Source organism: Sphingomonas bacterium, assembly GCF_028292945.1.
Taxonomy (GTDB): domain Bacteria; phylum Pseudomonadota; class Alphaproteobacteria; order Sphingomonadales; family Sphingomonadaceae; genus Sphingomonas.
Window position 1 is genome coordinate 23,382 of sequence record NZ_JAQGLJ010000029.1, and the last position, 19,806, is coordinate 43,187.

Below are 19,806 nucleotides of genomic sequence, written 5' to 3' on the forward strand. Positions count from 1 at the left end.
GATTCGCCGCGCCCTCATCAGCGTTGATCGAGTGCAACGTACGGCCGCGCGGTCGGGCCGGTGTAGAGCTGACGCGGGCGGCCGATCTTCTGGTCGGGATCGGTGATCATCTCGTTCCACTGCGCCACCCAACCGACCGTGCGGGCAAGCGCAAACAGCGCGGTGAACATCGAGGTCGGGAAGCCGATCGCCGACAGGATCACGCCCGAGTAAAAATCGACGTTGGGGAACAGCTTCTTCTCGGCGAAGTAATCGTCCTTGAGCGCCAGCTCCTCCAGCTGGATCGCCACGTCGAACACGGGGTCGGAGACCTTCATCGCCGCGAATACCTCGCGCACGGTCTTCTGCATCACCGTCGCGCGCGGATCGTAGTTCTTGTACACCCGGTGACCGAAGCCCATCAGGCGGAACGGGTCATTCTTGTCCTTGGCGCGCGCGATGAACTCGGGGATCCGCTCGGGATGGCCGATCTCGCGCAACATGTTGAGCGCCGCCTCGTTGGCGCCGCCATGCGCAGGACCCCACAGGCACGCGATGCCGGCAGCGATGCACGCGAACGGGTTCGCTCCCGATGAGCCGGCGAGCCGCACCGTCGAGGTGGAGGCATTCTGCTCATGGTCGGCGTGGAGGATGAAGATACGGTCCATCGCGCGTTCGATGATCGGATCGACGACATAGGGCTCGGCGGGCACGCCGAACGTCATGCGCAGGAAATTGCCGGTGTAGCTCAACGAGTTGTCAGGGTAGAGGAACGGCTGCCCGACGCTGTATTTATACGCCATCGCGGCGATCGTCGGCATCTTGGCGATCAAACGGTGCGACGCGATCACGCGTTGCGCGGGATCGTGGATATCGGTGGAGTCGTGGTAAAAGGCGGAAAGCGCGCCGACCACGCCGCACATGATCGCCATCGGGTGCGCGTCGCGGCGAAACCCGCGAAAGAACTGCGCCAGTTGCTCGTTGACCATTGTGTGGCGGGTGATGGTGGTGGTGAACCGGTTCAACTCGGCCGCCGACGGCAGTTCGCCGTTGAGCAACAGGTAGCTGACCTCCATGAAGTTGGACTGTTCGGCCAGCTCGCCAATCGTGTAGCCGCGATGCAGCAGCACGCCCTCGTCGCCATCGATATAGGTCAGCGCCGACTGGCAGCTCGCCGTCGAAGTGAAGCCCGGATCATAGGTGAACATGCCCGTGTCGGCATAAAGTTTGCGGATGTCGACCACGTCCGGCCCGACCGAGCCGGACATCCGCTTATATCGATGATCGCCGAAGGAGACGGTGCCGTCGGTCATGCTGTCACTTCCTCAAAGCTGGCCTGGTCGGCAATGCGGTGAAGGCTTTCCTCGCGCCCGAGCAGCGCCAGGACGTCGAAGATGCCGGGCGACGTGCGTCGTCCGGTGAGCGCGGCGCGCAGCGGCTGGGCGGCCTGACCCAGCTTGAGCCCGGCTGCGTCCGCCACCTGCCGCACCGCAGCCTCAAGCGTACCCGTATCCCAGCTTGGCACCGCGTCAAGCGCCGCGTGCAGCCGGCCGAGCGTGGCGCGTGCTTCGCCCGCCAGCAGCGGTTCCGCGTCTGAGGCGATCGGCAGCGGGCGGGTCGCAAACAAAAAGGCGGCGCTGTCCGCCAACTCGTTGAGATTGGCCGCACGCGGCTTCAGCGAGGGCATCGCCCGCTGCAGCAGGTCGAGATCGTCGATGCCGACGCGCTTGGCGACCAGGGCCGCCAGCCGCGCGTCGCTCGCCTCACGGATGTAGTGGCCGTTGAGGTTTTCGAGCTTCTTCAGATCGAACCGCGCCGGGGACTTGCCCACCGCGGCAAGGTCGAACCACTGGACGGCCTGCTCGCGACTGATGATCTCGTCGTCGCCATGCCCCCAGCCGAGCCGCAGCAAGTAATTGTCGAGCGCTTCTGGCAGAATGCCGAGCTCGTCGCGATAGGCCTCCACGCCGACCGCACCGTGCCGCTTGGACAGCTTGCCGCCATCGGCACCGTGGATCATCGGCACGTGCGCGTACACCGGAACTGGCCAGTCCATCGCCCTGATGATCGGCAGCTGGCGGAAGGCGTTGTTGAGGTGATCGTCGCCCCGGATGACATGGGTCACGCCCATGTCGTGATCGTCGACCACGACGGCGAGCATGTAGGTCGGCGTGCCGTCCGACCGGAGCAGGACCAGGTCATCCAGCTCGGCATTCTGGACGGTCACGGCGCCCTGCACCTGATCGTCGATGGTCGTAGCACCTTCGCGCGGTGCCCGGAGGCGCACCACGAACGGCTGGTCGGCGGGGCCTTCGACACGGTCGCGCCACGGCGAGCGGATCCGCAGCGGCTTCTTGGCGGATTCGGCTTCGGCGCGCTGCGCGGCGATCTCGTCCGTCGTCATCCAGCAGCGATAGGCGTTGCCCGACCCGATCATGTGCGCCGCCACCTCGGCATGGCGGGTCATGCGGGCGAACTGGAACACCGCGTCACCGTCCCAATCAAGGCTTAGCCAACGCATCCCTTCCAGAATCGCGTCGATCGCCGGCTGCGTGGAGCGGGCGCGATCGGTGTCCTCGATGCGCAGCAGGAACCTGCCGCCATGATGACGCGCGAACAGCCAGTTGAACAACGCCGTGCGGGCGCCGCCCAGATGGAGAAACCCGGTCGGTGACGGTGCGAACCGTGTCACCACCTGCGCAGGCTCCACCAGAGACCCTGGGCCATCGATCTTGTCGGTTGCGCCCAAGCGCTGCTGCTCCCAAGCTGCGGATCATGGCCTCATCAGCCGCCGCCGCCGCTAGCATACGCCCCCCGTCGCGACAAACGGTGTGGCGACCGGGCGCGGCGGCGGAGCGATGGCTGGAAGCGGAGCGCGATCAGCTGCCGCTATGGCTGCCCGTGGCGTTGGGGGCGGGGATCGCGATCTGGTTCCTGTTGCCGGATTCGCGGGCGTGGACGGCGGCGGCGCTGACGCTGGTGGGGGTCGGGCTCGCGGCGGTGGCGCTGGGGCGGCACGGGCGACTGGCCCGCGCGGTCGGGACAGGCGCGCTGACGGCGGCGTTGGGGTTGGGACTGATCTGGTGGCGGGCGGAGCGGATCGCCTCTCGGGTGCTGGCAGGACCGACGGTCGCACGGTTCACGGCAACGGTCGACCGGGTGGAGCCGCTCGCGGCGCGCGGGCTGGTGCGGTTGACGCTGTTGCCGGCTGCCGATGCCACGGACGCACGGGAGCACGCGGTTGAGTTGCCACCGCGCGTGCGGGTCAATCTGGCCGAGGCGGACGTGCCGAAGAGCGTGGGGCAGGGTGCGATCATCAAGCTGCGCGCGCGGCTGATGCCGCCGCCGGCCGCGGCGGTGCCCGGTGCCTACGACTTCGCGCGGCAGGCGTGGTTCTGGGGCGTGGGCGGGACAGGCCGGGGCTTTGCGCCGGTCACGGTGGTGCAGGCCGCTGAGGGCGGCGGCGGGCTGCGCGCGGCGCTGTCGCGGCACATCGGCGAGCGGCTGCCCGGCAGCGAGGGCGGGATTGCCGCGGCGCTCGCGACGGGTGATGTCGGCGCCATAGGGCTGGAGGACGCCGAGGCGATGCGGCGCGCGGGGCTGGCGCATCTGCTGTCGGTCAGCGGGCTGCACATTACAGCCGTGATCGCGGCGACGTTCCTGCTCGTGCTGCGGCTGTTGGCGTTGAGCCCCTGGCTGGCGCTGCGGATACGGCTGCCGCTGGTGGCGGCGGTGGCGGGCGCGGTGGCGGCGATCGGCTACACGCTGCTGACCGGATCGCAGGTGCCGACCATCCGGTCATGCGTCGCGGCGCTGCTCGTACTGGCGGCGTTGGCGATGGGGCGCGAGGCAATGACGCTGCGGCTTGTCGCGACAGGTGCGCTGGTGGTGCTGTTGTTCCGGCCCGAGTCACTGGCCGGGCCGAGCTTTCAGCTTTCCTTCGCCGCGATCACCGCGATCGTCGCGCTGCACGAACACCCGCGGATGCGCGTGTTCCTCGAACCGCATGAGGAGGGGATCGCGCGGCGCGGGGGGCGGGCGCTGGTGTCGTTGCTGGCGACGGGGCTGGTGGTCGAGGTCGCGCTGATGCCGATTGCGGCGTACCATTTTCATCGCGCGGGGCTGTACGGAGCGCTCGCGAACATCGTCGCGATCCCGCTGACGACCTTTGTCATCATGCCGCTCGAGGCGGGTGCCTTGTTGCTCGACCTGATCGGGCTGGGAGCACCGCTCTGGTGGCTGGCCGGGGTGGCGTTGAGTGCGTTGCTGTGGCTCGCGCATGTCGTCGCCGCCGCGCCGGGGGCGGTGGCGGCATTGCCGGCGACGCCCGGTGGTGCGTTCGGGCTCATGGTCGGCGGCGGACTGTGGCTGGCGTTGTGGCGGACGCGCTGGCGGCGACTGGGCCTCGCGCCGCTCGCGTTCGGGGTCGGTTGGGCGCTCACGACGCCGGCGCCCGACCTGCTCGTGACGGGCGACGGACGGCACCTGGCGATCAGGATGGGAGACGGGCAGATGGCGCTGCTGCGTGACCGCGCGGGGGATTACACCCGAACGATGCTGGCGGAGAATAGCGGGGTGGCCGGCGAGCTGGCGCTGCTGCCCGACCAGGGCGAGGCACGGTGCAGCGCCGACCTGTGCATGGTCGACGTCCTGCGGGGAGGGCGAAGCTGGCGGGTGCTGGCGACCCGCAGCGGCTATCCCGTGCCGGCGCTCGAGCTGATCGCGGCGTGCCGACAGTCGGACATTGTTGTCAGCGAGCGCTGGCTGCCACGGGGCTGCCGCCCGCGGTGGCTAAAGCTTGATCGGCCTGTGCTGGCGGGAACCGGGGGCGTGGCGATCACCTTTGGGGATGCGCCCCGGGTAGTGACGGTGCTTCGAGCAGGAGATCGCCATCCGTGGAGAGTGCCACCAATGGTCGCCAGGCCCACACCGGCGTGGACGCCACGTCGCACGTCAAATCGCCGCAATGTGGGTCCCGGTGACGATTCGCGGCGACACCGAACTACCACCAGCAGCTGACCCAGGCAGGCGACGTCGCGCCGGCGTGTCAGTCGTACCGGCGCAGAATGCCCGAGAGCTTGCCCTGTATACGGACCTGATTGGGCGTATAACGCTGCGGGTCGTAGGAGCGGTTGGCCGGATCCAGCCGTACCATCGCGCCCTCGCGCCGGAAATATTTCAGCGTCGCTTCGACTTCGTCGATCAACGCGACGACGATCTCCCCGTCGCGGGCGACCTCCTGACGCTTTACCAGCGCATAGTCGCCATCGAGGATGCCCGCCTCGACCATCGAATCGCCGGCGACCTCCAGCGCGTAATGGTCGCCCTGGCCCAGCAACGCTGCGGGAACGGCAAGCATGGCGGAGCCTTCGAACGCCTCGATGGGGACGCCGGCAGCAATGCGGCCGTGCAACGGGATCTCGATGACATCGTTGGCGGGGGCCGGCGGCAGACTGCGAAGGTTTCGGGACACGGGCGACGACGCGCCCTTCTTCTCGGCACGCTCGGGCATGCGCAGCACTTCCAGCGCGCGGGCGCGGTTGGGCAGGCGGCGGATGAACTGGCGCTCTTCCAGCGCGGAGATGAGGCGATGGACCCCCGACTTTGACTTCAGCTCGAGCGCGTCCTTCATCTCCTCGAATGAGGGCGAGACGCCGGTGTCGGCAAGGCGGTCGTTGATGAAGCAGACGAGTTCGTGCTGCTTTCGCGTAAGCATCAGGCGGTCCTCCGTCGGGGAACAGACGCGGAACTGCTATGGAACAAAATGACCGCCGTCAAGTCCGCCGCCTAGGCGAGATCGATCAGCTCGACGTGATCGCCGGGTTGGGCTGCCGGAGCGTTCGGCGGTCGGATGACGAGGCAGGTCGAACGCGCGAGCGTCAGCAGCATCGAGCTGTCCTGAATAGCGGCCACATGGACGCGCCCGTCGCGTTCGATCCCGCGCAGATAATCCGCGCGAGCATTGTTGGCCGGCAGTATTTCACCCAGCACGCCCAGAGAAGTGCTGGGCAGCGGGTCGCTTGCGCCGGCGAGGTGGGCGATCATGGGGCGGACGAACAGGATGGCGGTCACGAATGCGGACACGGGGTTGCCGGGCAGGCCGAGCACCGTAGCGTCCCCCAACCGGCCAGCCATCATCGGCTTGCCGGGGCGCAGCGCCACGCGCCAGAAATCGATCGTCGCGCCGGCCGCTTCGAGCGCGGGGCGGACCAGGTCGTGGTCGCCCACCGACGCGCCGCCGGTGGTGACGAGGAGGTCGCATGCGACGTGGGCGAACGCATCGCGCTGGATGTCGAGGCGGTCAGGCAGGATGCCGAGATCGATCAGTTCAACGGGAAGATCGGCGAGCAAGGCCGCGAGCATCGCACGATTGGATTCGGGCAGGGCCGCGTCTGGCCCAGGTTGGCCAGGCTCGACCAGTTCGTCACCGGTCGAGGCGATCGCGACGCGGACCCTGCGGCGGACGGGCAACGCGCCATGGCCGGCCGTCGCGGCCACTGCCAGCCGGGCAGGCGTGATGCGCTCGCCGGCCGCGATCAGGCGATCGCCAGCCGTGAAATCGAGGCCGCGGCGGCGGGTGTTGCGGCCGACGTACGGTGGCCCCTCGCCTGCAAGGTGGAGCGTGTCGCCCTCGCGTCGTGCCTCTTCCTGCACCAGCACCGTGTCGGCGCCGTCCGGCATGGGCGCGCCGGTGAAAATGCGCGCTGCCTCGCCTGCGCTCACTGACGTGACGAGCGGCCGTCCCGCAGCGCTTTCGCCGACGACGCGCCACGGGCCGGGCAGGTCCGCGAAGCGCAGCGCGTAGCCGTCCATCGCCGACAGGTCGGCGGCGGGTTGCGTACGTTTGGCGGGGATATCGGCGGACGCCCAGCGTCCAGCGGCTTGGGCGAGGGAAGCGGTCTCCACGCCAACCGGCTCGGCCAGCGCGAACAGCCGGCGCTGCGCCTCCGCAATCGGCAGCAGCGGCTTGCTCACCCCTTGCGCACCTCGCCGCCCTCGTCGCGCAGCAGCCACGGGCGCAGCAGGCGCGAGACATTGGGGATGATGACCGTGGTCAGCACGACCGCATGATCAAGGAGGTGATCGCCAGCTGAACCGGGATGGCAAGGCCGCCCGCGAGCCATTTGACCGTCGTCGAGAGCAGGAGAATCAGCGGATACACGCACCCCCCAGGTCATCAGCACCACCTTCCAGCCGGGCGGGTCGGCACGCTGGGCAGCCGGAACCGCACCAGATCGCCGGTAGCAGCCTGGTGGTGCTGGATCGAGAAGGCATCGCCGTCGCGGCTCAGCGAGGTGAACGCCCCGGAGGCTTCCCAGGTCGCTAAATGCTCTTGCGTCTCGAAATGACAGATGAGGTGAACGAGCCCGCCGGGCTGCTCCAGCCGGACATCGGCGCGATGGCCCTGGGCCTGCCGTGCGGCGCCATCGAAGCGCGTCGCCCAGTCCTCAAATGCGTTCGCGCCGACTGCGGAGATGACGCGCGAGGTGATGGCGGTGGCAGGGCCGACGCTCATGCCGTCCAATTACCCGATGTGCCGCCGGTCTTCGTTAACACTTTAATGTCTTGCAAAACCATGTGTTTGTCGAGCGCCTTTGCCATATCGTAGATGGTCAGCAGCGCGACCGAGACGGCGGTGAGCGCCTCCATCTCGACGCCGGTTTTAGCATCGGTTGCACAGGTCGCGGTGGCCGTGATGGCACCGTCGCCAAGGCGAAGGTCGAGCGCGACGCGGGTGAGGGGGAGCGGATGGCAGAGCGGGATCAGGTCACTGGTGCGTTTGGCCGCCATGATCCCCGCTACGCGGGCGACGGCGAGAACGTCGCCTTTCTTCGCGGTGCCGGTGCGGATCGCGTCCAGCGCGAAGGCGGACATGGTGATGCGGCCGGTCGCGGTGGCTTCGCGTGCGGTGACAGCCTTTGCCCCGACATCGACCATGTGTGCGGCACCGGCGGCGTCGAGATGGGTGAGGTCAGCCATTCAGCAGCGCGCGCGTCGCGGCTTCTATCTCCGGCTGTCGCATCAGCGACTCCCCGACGAGAAAGCAGCGAATGCCGTGTTCCGCCGCTGCCATGAGGTCCGCATGCGTGGCGATGCCGCTTTCGGAGACCAGTGTGTAGCCGGCCGGCGCACGCGCGGCGATCTGCCACGCGCGGGTCGGATCGACGTGGAAGGTCTTTAGATCACGGTTGTTGATCCCAAGCAGGGAGGACTTCAGCCGCAGGGCGCGGTCGAGCTCGTGCTCGTCATGGACCTCAACCAGCACGTCCATGCCATAGTCGAGCGCCGCGGCCTCGATCTCCGCCATCTGCCCATCGTCGAGAGCGGCGACGATGATGAGGATCGCGTCCGCACCATGCTCGCGCGCCTCCGTGACCTGCCACGGGTCGACCATGAAGTCCTTGCGCAGTACCGGCAGATCGCAGGCGGCGCGCGCCTGAACGAGATAGTCGAGATGGCCTTGGAAAAAGGGCTCGTCGGTAAGCACGGACAGGCAGGCGGCACCGCCGGCGGCATAGGCGCTGGCATGCGCGGCGGGGTCGAAATCGGCGCGGATCAGGCCCTTGGACGGGCTGGCTTTTTTGATCTCGGCGATCAGGCCGAAACCGTCTTGTGCCTTGGCGTCGAGAGCGCGTTGAAAGCCGCGCGGCCCGCTCGGCGCAGGCAGGTCGCGGGGCGTCAGTCGCTTGCGATGGGCAACCTCCTCGCGCGTGGCGGCCAAGATTTCGGCGAGGCGATTATTCATGCCTCCACCCGTCTGTCATGCTGAACCTGTTTCAGCATCCACGCGTGAGCCGTCCCAGCCGCGACACGCCTCGGCTTGAGCGACTCGCATGGATGCTGAAACGAGTTCAGCATGACGGAGGCGCTGTCGCTCACCAGGCGATCCAGCGGTCGAGGAGGTCGTTGGCGGCACCTGAGTCGATCGCTTCCGCAGCGCGCGCAGCACCATCCGGCAGCCTCTCGCACGTACCCGCGAGCACGAGGGCGGCGGCGGCGTTGAGCAGCACGGCGTCACGATAGGCACCCGCCTCGCCGGAGAGCAGGTGACGCAACGCGATCGCATTGTCCGCAGGATCGCCGCCGCGGATCGCGCTGAGCGGTTGCCTAGGCAGCCCGGCGTCCTCCGGCACGATCCTCTTGGGCAGGTCGATGTCGCCGATACTCTCCGCGACGCTTGGGCCCGCGCAAGACAGCTCGTCCAGCCCTTCCTCACCCGACACGATCAGCGCGGCCTCGGTGCCGAGCAGCTGGAGCGCCTCGGCGTAGACGGGCGCATAGTCGGGCCTGGCGATGCCGATCAGCTGGCGGGTGACATGCGCGGGGTTAGCGAGCGGGCCCATCAGGTTGAAGATCGTCCGCCGGCCGAGCCGCTGGCGGATCGGCTGGATGCGCTTCATCGCCGGGTGGTGGTTGGCCGCGAACAGAAAGCAGATGCCCAGCGCGTGGAGCGTGTCCTCGGCCGCCGCGCCGGCACGCGTCATGTCGAGGCCAAGCGCCTCCAAGGTGTCCGCCGCGCCCGCCTTGGACGAGGCGGCGCGGTTGCCATGCTTGGCGACCGGCACGCCGCACGCCGCGACGACCAGCGCAACGGCGGTGGAGACGTTGAGCGTGTGATGCCCGTCACCACCCGTGCCGCAGACGTCGATCGCGCCGGGCGGCGCGGTGATCGGCAGCAGCCGTTCGCGCAGCGCGCGCGCCGCCTCGGCGATCTCGATCGAGGTCTCGCCACGCTCGGCAAGGTCGATCAAGAAGGTGGCGATCGCCTCCTCGGTCGCGCGGCCGTCGAGGATGTCGGCGAACGCCGCGTGTGCCGACTCGTGCGACAGCGGCGTTGCGGGCGAGGGAAGGAGCGCGACCGTTGTCATCGCTTTCCCCTCCCGCTTGCGGGAGCGGTTAGGGGAAGGCCCGTTCGATGGAGCCCTGAGCGGGACATGCCCACCCCCGACCCCTCTCGCGAGCGGAGCAGAATGGTCATGCCAACTCCTTGACCGGCATCCTGGCGATCCGCAGGAAATTGGCGAGCATCGCGTGGCCATGCTCGGTCGCGATCGACTCCGGATGGAACTGCACACCGTGGATCGGCAGCGTCGCGTGGCGGAAGCCCATCACCGCGCCATCGTCCGCGCGCGCGTTTATCAGCAGCGGCTCTGGCACGTCATTGACGATCAACGAATGGTAGCGTGTGGCGGTGAAGGGTGACGGCAGGCCCTCGAACAGTCCGGTGCCGTCGTGATGCACCGGCGAGGTCTTGCCGTGCATCAGGTGCCCGCGCTCGACCCGCCCGCCGAAGTACTGGCCGATCGCCTGATGGCCCAGGCACACGCCCAGCAGCGGCCGCTCCTCCCTCACGCAGGCGGCGACGAGATCGAGGCTGACACCGGCGTCGTCGGGGGTCTTGGGCCCCGGCGAGATCAGGAACGCACCGGCGCCCGAGGACAGCGCCTGACCCGCCGACATGGCGTCATTGCGCACGACCTCGACCGCCGCACCGAGCTCCTGGAAATAATGCACGAGGTTCCAGGTGAAGCTGTCGTAATTGTCGATGACGAGAAGCTTGGCGGCCGAGGGCATGGCCGCGCTGTAGCGAGCAGGGGTCCGCTTGCAAGCCGCGAGGGCGCGGCTTAGCTCCCCAGCCGATGCCGTGGTGGAGAAGATCGGAGCCGCGCAGGCTCACGGTGGGCGAGCTGCGCGCCGCCGGCGATGTGTTCGGCGACGCGATCGACTGGCACCGGGTGCGGTTGTACGCGCGGCCATTCGTCTGGCTGCAACCCCGCGGTACCGCGACCTCGCCCAACGGCGCGGTCTACTTCCATGCGGTCGATCACTGTCCCGACTTCTCGGTCGAGTGGCGGGGCATGGCGTGGCTGATCCACGAGCTGACGCATGTGTGGCAGCACCAGAGCGGACAATGGGTGATCCCGCGCGGGCTGTGGGAGCGGCGCTATCGCTATGGCGTGATCGACCCTGGCCGTCCGCTGGAGCGCTGGGGGATCGAACAGCAGGCGGCGATCGTCGAGGACTGGTACCGGCTGACGCAGGGGCAGATGCCGTGGCGCGGGAGTGGGTCGGTGGCCGACTATCGCGCGGTCATCCCGTTCCTGCCGGTGGGAGCGAACGGATGGGTAGCGCGTTGACGGCGAAAGGAGTCGTACCCATGCTTCGTCTCGCCCTGATCGCTGCCTTGACCGCCGCGCCGTCATTGGCGGCGGCGCAGGAGGGCACGCCACCCGAGCGCATCCGCAACGTCCAGGTCGCCAAGGGTCAGACCTGTCCAAAGGGTGCGCCCGGTGAAGTCGTGGTCTGCTCGACGCTGGAAGATCCGTTCCGCATCCCCAGCGCGCTACGCGACACCGGGCCGATCGCCTCGGCGCGACAGAGCTGGGTCAACCGCGCCGCCGACATCGACCAGACCAGCAAGATCGCCGGTGGTCTGCCCGACACCTGCTCGCCGATCGGCACAGGCGGGCAGTCGGGCTGCTTTCAGGCGAACGCCAGGGCGTGGGCTGCGGAGAGGCGGGCGGCGGCGAACGGGCAGGCGACCGAATAGCCGGGCGCTACTGACCCCAACCCGCGTCACCTGCACGCGCGACGGCATCGCGCGCGGCCGCGAGGATCGCACCCGCCTTGGCCTCGCATTCGCGCTGTTCGGATGCGGGGTCGCTGTCGGCGACGATGCCGGCGCCTGCCTGGGCGTTGATGACCCCGTCCTTCACCACGGCGGTGCGCAGGACGATGCACGAGTCCATCGACCCGTCCGGCGAGAAATAACCGACGCCGCCAGCGTACGCACCACGGCGTTCCGGTTCCAGTTCGGCGATGATCTCGCAGGCGCGGACCTTCGGCGCGCCCGACACCGTGCCGGCGGGAAAGCCGGCGAACAGGGCATCGAGCGCGTCGCGGCCGGGCGCGAGCTCGGCGACGACGTTCGAGACGATGTGCATGACATGGCTGTACAGCTCGACGCCATAGCTGTCGGTGACGCGCACGCTGCCCGGCACCGCGGCGCGGCCGGCGTCGTTGCGGCCGAGGTCGAGCAGCATCAGGTGTTCCGCGAGCTCCTTGGGATCGGCGAGCAGTTCGGCGCGGTTCGCCTCGTCCTCCACCGCCGTAGCTCCGCGCGGGCGCGTGCCGGCGATCGGGCGGACGGTGATGGCGCCGTCGCGCACACGGACGAGGATTTCCGGGCTCGAACCGATCAGGGCGAAACCGGGCAGATCGAGATGGTAGAGGAAGGGCGACGGATTGATGCGCCGGAGCGACCGGTACAGCTCGAACGGCGGCAGGGTAAAGGGCGCGGTGAAGCGCTGCGCGAGGACGACCTGAAAGATGTCGCCGGCGACGATATAGTCCTTCGCGCGCGCAACCATCGCGCGATAACGCTCCGGGGGCAGCACGTTCGTGAAACGCAGCTCCGCCGGCTCCGCACGCGCGGGGGGTGGGAGCGGCGTGGCGGTCAGGCGCGCGGCGGTGGCGTCGAGTCGCTCTTGCCCCTCCGCCACGATCGCGGCCGGATCGCGTGCGGGATCGGGCCAGGCGGGGGCGACGAGGTAGAGCGCGTCGGCGAGGCGGTCGAACACCAACACCACTGTTGGTCGCACGAACAGCATGTCGGGCAGGCCGAGCGGGTCGGCGGCGGGCTGGGGTAGTCGCTCGACAAGCCCGATCGCCTCATAGCCGAAATACCCGACCAGACACGCCAGCGCGCGGGGAAGCTCGGGGGGCACGTCGGCGCGGCACTCGGCGACCAGCCCACGGAGCGCGGCGAGCGTCGGACCAGCCGGTTCGAAGGCATCACGGTCGCTCCCCCACCGGCGGTTGATCTCGGCACGATCTCCGTGCGCGCGGAACACCAGGTCGGGCGCGAGGCCGATCAGGCTGTGGCGGCCGCGAGTCGCGCCGCCCTCCACCGATTCGAGCAGGAAGTCGCCGCGGCCAGGCTCGATCAGCTTCAGCGCGGCGGCGACCGGCGTCTCGGTGTCGGCGACCTGCCGCCGCCAGATCAGCGCGGGACGGCCCGCCGCGAGCGCGGCGACCGCCTCAGTTTCCTGCGGCACCCTGTCCGGTCAGCTGCTTCTTGAGGCGGTCGACCGCGGCCTTGTCGGTGGTGGAACCGACGACCTTCTGCGCGGCACGCGCGAACTGTTCGGCATATTCGCGTCCGATCAGCTGTCCGAACGCCTGCCGGATCGCGGCGACGCGGGGCTGATCACGCGACGAGTCACCCGGCTGGATGCGTTCGAGCTTGACTACCGCCCAGCCGCCATTGCTGGGCGCCTCAAGGAGCTTGGCCGTGCCTGGCGCCATCGCAAACATCAGCGCCAGCGGCGCGCGGCCGGGGCCTTGCTGACGATCCATGTCCTCGCGACTGGCGACCAGCGGCTTGGGCCCGTCCGTGCGCAAGCCCGATGCTGCCCAGGCCTGCTGCATCGACGCCCCGCCGTTGACGCGCGCGAGCAATTGCTGCGCGATGCGGCGCGCGGCGATGCGGGCACGATCGCCGGCGAGATCGCGAGACACCTGCTCGCGAATGGCGGCGAGGGCCCGCGGCGCTGCGGGGATGATGCGGGCAAGGGCGACCACGGCAAAGCTGCCGTCCTCACCGGTCTGCACCAGCTGCGGATCGTCGCCCTCGTTCATGTCGAACGCAGCCTGCACCAACGGCGCGAGCGCGGCGTCGGGCGCGGCAGGACGATCCGGATCGACGCCCGAGGCGATCAGGGCGGGGCTCGTCTGCGCCTGCAAGTTCCGATCCTTGATCAGCTCGTCAAACGTCGCGTTGTCACCCAGCGCGTCCTCGATCGCGTCACGCTGCGCCTCCAGCGCGTCCGCCGTCTTGCGGATGGTCAGCGCTGCTGCGATTTCGTCGCGCGCCTGTCCAAGGCTCCGGCCGGCGACCTGGCGCACGTCCTCAACCGCCGCGACGGCGAAGCCGATCCCGCCGCGAACAGGGCCGACCACCGCCCCCTTGCTCGCCGCGAAAACCGCGTCCGCCAGTGCAGGCGAGGTCTCACTTGCCAGGGCAGCCTTGGTCAGTGACGTCTTGGTGGAGCTGGTCAGGCCGGCGGCCGTGGCGGCCTGCACCAGTGGCGTGCCGGAGCGGACACGCGCGGCGAGCCGATCCGCCCCCGCCTTGTCCAGCACCACCACCTGCGTGATCGTGCGCCGTTCGGTGGGTGCGTATCTGGCGCGATCGGTCGCATAGGCCTGCGCGATTTCGGCCTCGGTCGGAACCGCGGCGGCGCGGACCTGATCCAGCGTGATGCGTGCGAAGCGGAACTGGCGGCGCTCCGGGATCGTGTAGCGCGCAAGGTTGCGGCTGTAGAAGGTCTGAAGCTCGGCGGCGGTGGGAACCGGGCCGGCGGGGGCTGCGCTGGTCGGCACGAACGCGATCACGCCGGCACGCCGTTCGAGCGACAGGTTGGCATAGGGCATCGCGAGCTGGAGCGGCACCGGCTGGCGCTCGACCAGCCGCCCGGTCAGCGCAGTCGCCAGCGCGTCGCGCGCGATGTCCTCGCGCACGCCCTTCTCGGTCAAGTTTCGCTGCGCGAGCAGCTGGCGAAAGATGGTCGGGTCGAACTGTCCGTTGGGGCCTTGCAGACCCGGCAACGATGCGATCTGGCCGTCGATCGCACGCTTGGACACCACCATGCCCTGGGTGCGGGCGAACTCTTCCAGCGCGAGGCCGCTGGTCAGTCGGGTGAGCGACGCATCGAAGCCGCCACCCGCGATGAACTGCGCCATGTCCAGCGTCGGCTGTTGTTGACGGTAGGCCTCCATCTCGCCCTGCACACGCTGGCCGAACTCGGCGCCTGTCACCTGCTTGTCGCCGACGGAGACCAGGCCGTCCGCGCCCGCGACGGTCCCCATCCCCTGCGAGCGGATGTTGGACACATCGCCCGCGGCGAATGCGAACGCGATCATCGCCAGAAAAGCGAAGACGATGATCAGGCCGATCTTGGATTTGGTCAGGCGGCGAAAGAAGGCGAGCATGCGCGGGGTCCTAGGGGAGGGGCGGCACCGCATCAAGCTTGTGCCGGATGGCGGGCGCGCTATCGGCAGGGCGCAAGGAGAAGGTGATGCGACGCAAGCTGGTGGCGGGCAATTGGAAGATGAACGGGCTGAGCACCGACCTTGCCGAACTGGACGCCATAGCGGCGGCGGCGAAAGTCACCCAATGCGATGTCGCCATAGCTGTTCCGGCGACGTTGATTCTACTGGCCGCCAAGCGCGTGGTCGACTCTCCCGTGATGATCGGTGCGCAGGACGTTCATTCAGCAGAGAAGGGCGCGCATACAGGGTGCCTGTCGGCGGCGATGCTGAATGACGTTAACGCCAGCTTCACGCTCGTTGGACACAGCGAACGGCGTGCAGATCAGGGTGAGACAAGCGCGGATGTCAAAGCCAAGGCTGAAGCTGCGCGAGACCTTCTTTCGGTGATCTTATGCATTGGCGAGACGCTTGCGGAGCGAGACGCGGGTCGAGCCGAGGAGATCGTGACTACGCAGCTTGAAGCGTCTTTGCCAAAGGGGGCAGCGGCCAACTGGCTTTCAGTCGCGTACGAGCCGGTCTGGGCGATCGGCACCGGGCGGACGCCGACGGTCGCGGACGTGACCGCGATGCATGGCGCGATCCGGGCGAAGCTGCGTGGACTGATCGGAGGCGAGGCGGATGCGGTGCGCCTTCTGTACGGCGGATCGGTGACTGCGGAGAACGCGGCGGCGCTGCTGAGCGCCGGTGATGTGGACGGCGCTCTGGTTGGTGGCGCGAGCCTGACGGCGGCCAAGTTCGTGCCGATCATCGAGGCGGCTGCTGCGGCCTAACTCCCACTCCCGCTTGCGGGAGAGGGAGATCAGCGCGAGTATCGCTCCTTCAGCACCTGATACGCCGCCCGGACGCCGAACGCGTCGCCGCCTTTCGGCCTTCCCGCCTTTGCCGCCGGTCGCCAGGCGAACACGTCCATGTGCGCCCATGCCACCCCGGCGGGCACGAAGCGGCGCAGGAACAGAGCGGCGGTGATCGCGCCGGCCATGCCGCCCTCGGGGGCGTTCTGCAGGTCGGCGATGTCGGATTTCAGTCCGTCGTCATAGCCGTCCCATAGCGGCAGCCGCCACAGCGGGTCGTGCAGCGCCGTTCCGGCCGCGAGCAACGCGTTCGCGAGCGCATCGTCGTTGCTGAACAACGGCGGCAGGTCCGGGCCGAGTGCCACGCGTGCGGCACCGGTCAGCGTCGCGAAATCGAGGATCAGCTCGGGCTTGCCCTCGCCCGCCTTGGTGAGCGCGTCGCCGAGGATCAGCCGGCCCTCGGCATCGGTATTGGTGTTCTCCACCGTCAACCCGGCGCGAGTGCGCAGCACGTCGCCCGGGCGGAAGGCGTTGCTGCCAATGCTGTTCTCCACCGCCGGAATCAGCAGATGCAGTCGAACGGGTAGCCGCGCCGCCATGACCAGGCTCGCCAGCGCCAGCGCATGCGCGGCCCCGCCCATGTCCTTCTTCATCAGCCGCATCCCCGCCGACGGCTTGATGTCGAGCCCGCCGGTATCGAACGTGACGCCCTTGCCGACGATCGCCACGCCGGGGTGCGACGGGTCACCCCATTCGAGCTCGATCAGCCGCGGGTGGCGATCCTTGCTCGCCGCCTGCCCGACCGCGTGGATCATGGGATAGCCGCTCGCCAGCGCGTCGCCGCGCGTGACGGTCATCGTCGCGCCATGCGCCTTGGCGAGGCTGTCGGTGGCGGCCTCCAGTTCGGCGGGTCCGCAGTCGGACGCGGGCGTGTTGACGAGGTCGCGGACCAGCGCGGTCGCCTCTGCGAGCCGTACCGTCTCCGCCAGCCGCGCGGCGTCGGGGGTGAGCAGCACGCGCGCGCCGCCCTCGGCGGGCTTGCGATAGCGTTCGAAGCGATGTTGGCCGAGCAGCCAGCCCAGCGCGCCCGCACCCGTAACGCCGTCGGCGAGCCGATAGGTGCCAGCTGGCAAAAAGGCGCTCATCGACGCGAACCGCCACGGCGAGCTGACCGGCTCGTCGCACACCAGCAGCGCCGACCAGTCGTCGGGCCCGTCGCCGGGCAGGATTACCTTGTTGCCAGGTTTGCCTGTCAATCCGTGTGCGGCGAGGGTAGCGCGGGCGCGGGGCGGCTGCTTGACGAGCCAGTCGGCCCAGTTGTCGGGCGCGATAACCTCGACAAGGCGCGCGGGCTGACCGCGGTCGGGTTGCAGCAGGTCGGACAGGTCAATCACGAGGCGGGCTGCACGATGAACTGCTCGTAGCGGCCGTTTGGACCGGGCTCGGTATAGGTGATGATGCGCAGGCGGCGGGTGGGATAGGTGACCACATAGTTGCGATTGACGAAGCCGCCGCGCAACCGCGCCGGTCGCGCCAGCTCGAAGCCTACAGGCCGGCCGAGCGCGGACAGGCTGGTCCGGTAATCGGCGAGCGTGACCGGCTTGAAAAAGTAACGCGCGTTTTCGGTCAGCGCCGCGCGGTTCGGCGCGCCCGCGACCAGGCTGTCGAACATGCCACGCGCGCGGGCGGTCATTGCGCCGTCGTCTGCGGTCGCCGCGGAGGCGGGTAGGACGATGCCGGTCAGCCCGGCGGCGATGGCGGAGGCGGCGTTGGAAAAGTCACCGTTGATGATGACCGTGATCGCCACCTTGTCGTCCGGATAGACGAAGTTCTGCGTGAGGAAGCCGACCGCCGCGCCATCGTGACCGACGAAGCGCCGCCCGTCGCGCTTGGTCGAGAACACGCCCAGCGCGTAGCCCGTGTCGGTGCCGTCACTGAGCGGTACGACCTTCTCCTGCTCAGCCCAGTCCTCGGCCGGCAGCAGTGCGCGGTTCAGGCGCGCGATGTTCCACCGGGCGAGGTCGGCGGCCGACATCGCGAGGTGCCCGGTCGCGTACATCCAGCCGCTCGCCGGCAGCTGCGCGACGCGCACCGGCCCGAGCGCATGGCGTTCATAGCCCTGCGCAAAGCCGCGACCGACGGCCAGGTCGTGATCGACGGCGCGGATTCCGAGGGGGCGGAACAGCCGCTCGTGCATGAAGGCCATCAACGGCTGACCGGCCGCCTTCTCGGCGATCATTCCGGCGACGGTGTAGCCCGTATTGGAATATTGCCACTGCGCGCCCGGTGCGAAGTCGAGCGGCTTGCCGGCCCAGCGCTCGACGATGCCGCGCGGCGCGATCGGCCGCTCCATCGCAGCGAAGCTGTAATCCTGCGGCCAGTAGTCCTGCAGGCCGGCGGTGTGCGACAGCAGCTGCCGGATGGTGATCCGCTCGCCGCCGGTGACGCCGGGCAGGTGCCTGGCCACCGGATCGTCCAGCGATAGCTTGCCCTCGTTTTCCAGCAGCAGCAGCGCGGCGGTGGTGAACTGCTTGGACACGGACGCGATCGGCTGCGGCAGGTTCGGATCGGGCGCGTTGCAGCGTTCGCATTGCTTGCCCCAAGCCTTGGCGAGCACGATGCGACCGCCGCGAACGATCGCGACCGACGCGGACGGGACGCCCGTCTCGCGCAGCGTTTCGGTGACGACCTTGTCGACGCGCGCGAGTTCGGCCGGGGTGAGAGGTTGGGCGACGGCGGGGGTGGCCAACAGGGCGAGCGAAGCGAGGAGCGGGCGGAGCATGACGCCATCGAAGCAGAACCGCCCCGCCTTGTCATCCCCGCGCAAGCGGGGATCCACCTCCCGCCCTCGCGAGGTGGCGAGATGGATTCCCGCTTTCGCGGGAATGACAAGGGTCAGGCCGGCACGCCGAACAGGTCGTGTTCGTCGGCATCCTCGATTAGAACAGGCACGATGTCGCCGGGCGACAGATGCGCGGCGTCGCGGAGCAGGACCTGGCCGTCGATCTCGGGCGCGTCGGCCTGACTGCGGCCGGTGGCGCCCTCGTCGCCGACCTCGTCGATGATGACGGACAGGGTTCGTCCGATCTTCGCCTGCAACTTCGCCGCCGAAATCGCGGCAGTACGCTCCATGACGCGGGCGTAGCGCTCTTCCTTCAGCGCCTCCGGCACATGGTCCGGCAGGTCGTTGGCGGCGGCGCCGGCGACGGGCTCGAAGCGGAACGCGCCGACACGGTCGAGCTGCGCCTCGTCGAGCCAGTCGAGCAGATACTGGAAGTCCGCTTCGGTCTCGCCGGGGAAGCCGACCACGAACGACGAGCGGATCGCGATGTCGGGGCAGATGCTTCGCCAGGTGCGCAGCCGCTCCAGCACCTTGGCCTCATTGGCGGGGCGGCGCATGCGCTTCAGCACCGAGGGGCTGGCGTGCTGGAACGGGATGTCGAGATAGGGGAGCACCAGACCCTCGGCCATCAGCGGGATGACGCTGTCGACGTGCGGGTAGGGGTAAACATAGTGTAGCCGCACCCAGGGCGCGATGCGGCCGAGCTCGCGGGCGAGGTCGGTCATGTGGGGCACGACCTCGCGGCCCTTCCACTGGCGCGGCTCGCGGCGGATGTCGACGCCGTAGGCGCTGGTGTCCTGACTGATCACGAGCAACTCGCGCGTGCCGGCGGCGACCAGCTTTTCCGCCTCGCGCAGGATGGCGTCGGGGCGGCGGCTGACGAGATCGCCGCGCAACGAAGGGATGATGCAGAAGGCGCAGCGGTGATTGCAGCCCTCCGAGATCTTCAGATAGCTGTAGTGGCGCGGCGTCAGCTTGAGGTCGGTGTCCTCGACCGAGCCGCCGGGCACGAGATCGAGATAGGGCGAGCGCGTCACGGGCGCGGCGGCGTGGACTGCGCCGACGACCTGCTCGTACTGGTGCGCGCCGGTGACGGCGAGCACGCTGGGAAAGCGGGCGCGGATGACGTCGGCTTCCTTG

18 protein-coding genes are annotated in these 19,806 nt (G+C 69.0%); 4 read left to right on the forward strand and 14 right to left on the reverse strand.

The window, feature by feature from the left end:
- Positions 1–17 precede the first annotated feature (17 nt).
- On the reverse strand, positions 18–1,292 hold the full coding sequence (locus JWN21_RS03870; RefSeq protein ID WP_299646420.1) for a citrate synthase: 1,275 nt from the start codon (positions 1,290–1,292) through the stop codon (positions 18–20).
- Entirely contained in the window at positions 1,289–2,728 is a 1,440-nt protein-coding gene (gene gltX, locus JWN21_RS03875; protein ID WP_299646421.1) for a glutamate--tRNA ligase, read from the reverse strand. Before gltX ends, JWN21_RS03870 begins: the two co-directional genes overlap by 4 nt.
- A 26-nt stretch (positions 2,729–2,754) precedes the next feature.
- Here gltX and JWN21_RS03880 point away from each other — a divergent pair, with 26 nt between their 5' ends.
- The gene (locus JWN21_RS03880; protein WP_299646423.1) at positions 2,755–4,998 is read left to right on the forward strand and encodes a ComEC/Rec2 family competence protein; all 2,244 of its coding nucleotides are present in this window, start codon (positions 2,755–2,757) and stop codon (positions 4,996–4,998) included.
- 28 nt (positions 4,999–5,026) lie between these two features.
- Here the strand turns inward: JWN21_RS03880 and lexA are convergent, their stop codons facing one another.
- From lexA to JWN21_RS03915, 7 genes are all read right to left on the reverse strand, one after another.
- On the reverse strand, positions 5,027–5,695 hold the full coding sequence (gene lexA, locus JWN21_RS03885; RefSeq protein ID WP_299646425.1) for a transcriptional repressor LexA: 669 nt from the start codon (positions 5,693–5,695) through the stop codon (positions 5,027–5,029).
- A 71-nt stretch (positions 5,696–5,766) separates the two neighbouring features.
- Complete coding sequence (locus tag JWN21_RS03890; RefSeq protein ID WP_299646427.1) at positions 5,767–6,954, reverse strand: molybdopterin molybdotransferase MoeA; 1,188 nt, start codon at positions 6,952–6,954, stop codon at positions 5,767–5,769.
- A gap of 202 nt (positions 6,955–7,156) precedes the next feature.
- Entirely contained in the window at positions 7,157–7,495 is a 339-nt protein-coding gene (locus JWN21_RS03895) for a hypothetical protein (protein WP_299646429.1), read from the reverse strand.
- Positions 7,492–7,959: a cyclic pyranopterin monophosphate synthase MoaC gene (gene moaC, locus JWN21_RS03900; protein WP_299646431.1), complete on the reverse strand. Its 468-nt coding sequence runs from the start codon at positions 7,957–7,959 to the stop codon at positions 7,492–7,494. The genes JWN21_RS03895 and moaC overlap by 4 nt, the downstream gene beginning before the upstream one ends.
- Positions 7,952–8,725: an indole-3-glycerol phosphate synthase TrpC gene (trpC, locus tag JWN21_RS03905; protein WP_299646433.1), complete on the reverse strand. Its 774-nt coding sequence runs from the start codon at positions 8,723–8,725 to the stop codon at positions 7,952–7,954. Before trpC ends, moaC begins: the two co-directional genes overlap by 8 nt.
- A gap of 130 nt (positions 8,726–8,855) precedes the next feature.
- On the reverse strand, positions 8,856–9,848 hold the full coding sequence (trpD, locus tag JWN21_RS03910; protein ID WP_299646435.1) for an anthranilate phosphoribosyltransferase: 993 nt from the start codon (positions 9,846–9,848) through the stop codon (positions 8,856–8,858).
- Positions 9,849–9,954: 106 nt separating this feature from the next.
- The gene (locus JWN21_RS03915; protein ID WP_299646437.1) at positions 9,955–10,554 is read right to left on the reverse strand and encodes an aminodeoxychorismate/anthranilate synthase component II; all 600 of its coding nucleotides are present in this window, start codon (positions 10,552–10,554) and stop codon (positions 9,955–9,957) included.
- Positions 10,555–10,619: 65 nt separating this feature from the next.
- Between JWN21_RS03915 and JWN21_RS03920 the strand changes: the two genes are divergently transcribed.
- The gene (locus JWN21_RS03920; protein WP_299646439.1) at positions 10,620–11,117 is read left to right on the forward strand and encodes a vgr related protein; all 498 of its coding nucleotides are present in this window, start codon (positions 10,620–10,622) and stop codon (positions 11,115–11,117) included.
- A 20-nt stretch (positions 11,118–11,137) separates the two neighbouring features.
- Positions 11,138–11,530 carry a hypothetical protein gene (locus JWN21_RS03925; RefSeq protein WP_299646441.1) on the forward strand — a complete coding sequence of 131 codons (393 nt, stop codon included), beginning with the start codon at positions 11,138–11,140 and terminating at the stop codon, positions 11,528–11,530.
- A gap of 7 nt (positions 11,531–11,537) precedes the next feature.
- Here JWN21_RS03925 and JWN21_RS03930 read toward each other — a convergent pair whose 3' ends face one another.
- Positions 11,538–13,037 carry an anthranilate synthase component I family protein gene (locus JWN21_RS03930; RefSeq protein WP_299646443.1) on the reverse strand — a complete coding sequence of 500 codons (1,500 nt, stop codon included), beginning with the start codon at positions 13,035–13,037 and terminating at the stop codon, positions 11,538–11,540.
- Positions 13,021–14,973: a peptidylprolyl isomerase gene (locus JWN21_RS03935; protein WP_299646445.1), complete on the reverse strand. Its 1,953-nt coding sequence runs from the start codon at positions 14,971–14,973 to the stop codon at positions 13,021–13,023. The genes JWN21_RS03930 and JWN21_RS03935 overlap by 17 nt, the downstream gene beginning before the upstream one ends.
- 83 nt (positions 14,974–15,056) lie before the next feature.
- Here JWN21_RS03935 and tpiA point away from each other — a divergent pair, with 83 nt between their 5' ends.
- Positions 15,057–15,803 carry a triose-phosphate isomerase gene (gene tpiA / locus JWN21_RS03940; protein WP_299646455.1) on the forward strand — a complete coding sequence of 249 codons (747 nt, stop codon included), beginning with the start codon at positions 15,057–15,059 and terminating at the stop codon, positions 15,801–15,803.
- A gap of 29 nt (positions 15,804–15,832) precedes the next feature.
- Here the strand turns inward: tpiA and JWN21_RS03945 are convergent, their stop codons facing one another.
- The 3 genes from JWN21_RS03945 to rimO all read right to left on the reverse strand — a co-directional run.
- Positions 15,833–17,218 (reverse strand): M17 family metallopeptidase, encoded by a 1,386-nt coding sequence (locus JWN21_RS03945; RefSeq protein ID WP_299646447.1) that lies wholly within the window; start codon positions 17,216–17,218, stop codon positions 15,833–15,835.
- Complete coding sequence (locus JWN21_RS03950) at positions 17,215–18,606, reverse strand: serine hydrolase (RefSeq protein WP_299646449.1); 1,392 nt, start codon at positions 18,604–18,606, stop codon at positions 17,215–17,217. Before JWN21_RS03950 ends, JWN21_RS03945 begins: the two co-directional genes overlap by 4 nt.
- A 113-nt stretch (positions 18,607–18,719) precedes the next feature.
- Positions 18,720–19,806 (reverse strand): 30S ribosomal protein S12 methylthiotransferase RimO (gene rimO / locus JWN21_RS03955; protein ID WP_299646451.1); only part of this gene is annotated, 1,087 nt, incomplete at its 5' end.

Excerpts from the sequence above, each read along its gene's own strand:
- JWN21_RS03870 (WP_299646420.1), bottom strand. The coding sequence starts at position 1,292 with ATGACCGACGGCACCGTCTCCTTCGGCGATCATCGATATAAGCGGATG.
- JWN21_RS03880 (WP_299646423.1), top strand. The coding sequence starts at position 2,755 with ATGGCCTCATCAGCCGCCGCCGCCGCTAGCATACGCCCCCCGTCGCGA.
- lexA (WP_299646425.1), bottom strand. The coding sequence starts at position 5,695 with ATGCTTACGCGAAAGCAGCACGAACTCGTCTGCTTCATCAACGACCGC.
- JWN21_RS03895 (WP_299646429.1), bottom strand. The coding sequence starts at position 7,495 with ATGAGCGTCGGCCCTGCCACCGCCATCACCTCGCGCGTCATCTCCGCA.
- moaC (WP_299646431.1), bottom strand. The coding sequence starts at position 7,959 with ATGGCTGACCTCACCCATCTCGACGCCGCCGGTGCCGCACACATGGTC.
- trpC (WP_299646433.1), bottom strand. The coding sequence starts at position 8,725 with ATGAATAATCGCCTCGCCGAAATCTTGGCCGCCACGCGCGAGGAGGTT.
- trpD (WP_299646435.1), bottom strand. The coding sequence starts at position 9,848 with ATGACAACGGTCGCGCTCCTTCCCTCGCCCGCAACGCCGCTGTCGCAC.
- JWN21_RS03915 (WP_299646437.1), bottom strand. The coding sequence starts at position 10,554 with ATGCCCTCGGCCGCCAAGCTTCTCGTCATCGACAATTACGACAGCTTC.
- JWN21_RS03920 (WP_299646439.1), top strand. The coding sequence starts at position 10,620 with ATGCCGTGGTGGAGAAGATCGGAGCCGCGCAGGCTCACGGTGGGCGAG.
- JWN21_RS03925 (WP_299646441.1), top strand. The coding sequence starts at position 11,138 with ATGCTTCGTCTCGCCCTGATCGCTGCCTTGACCGCCGCGCCGTCATTG.
- JWN21_RS03935 (WP_299646445.1), bottom strand. The coding sequence starts at position 14,973 with ATGCTCGCCTTCTTTCGCCGCCTGACCAAATCCAAGATCGGCCTGATC.
- JWN21_RS03950 (WP_299646449.1), bottom strand. The coding sequence starts at position 18,606 with ATGCTCCGCCCGCTCCTCGCTTCGCTCGCCCTGTTGGCCACCCCCGCC.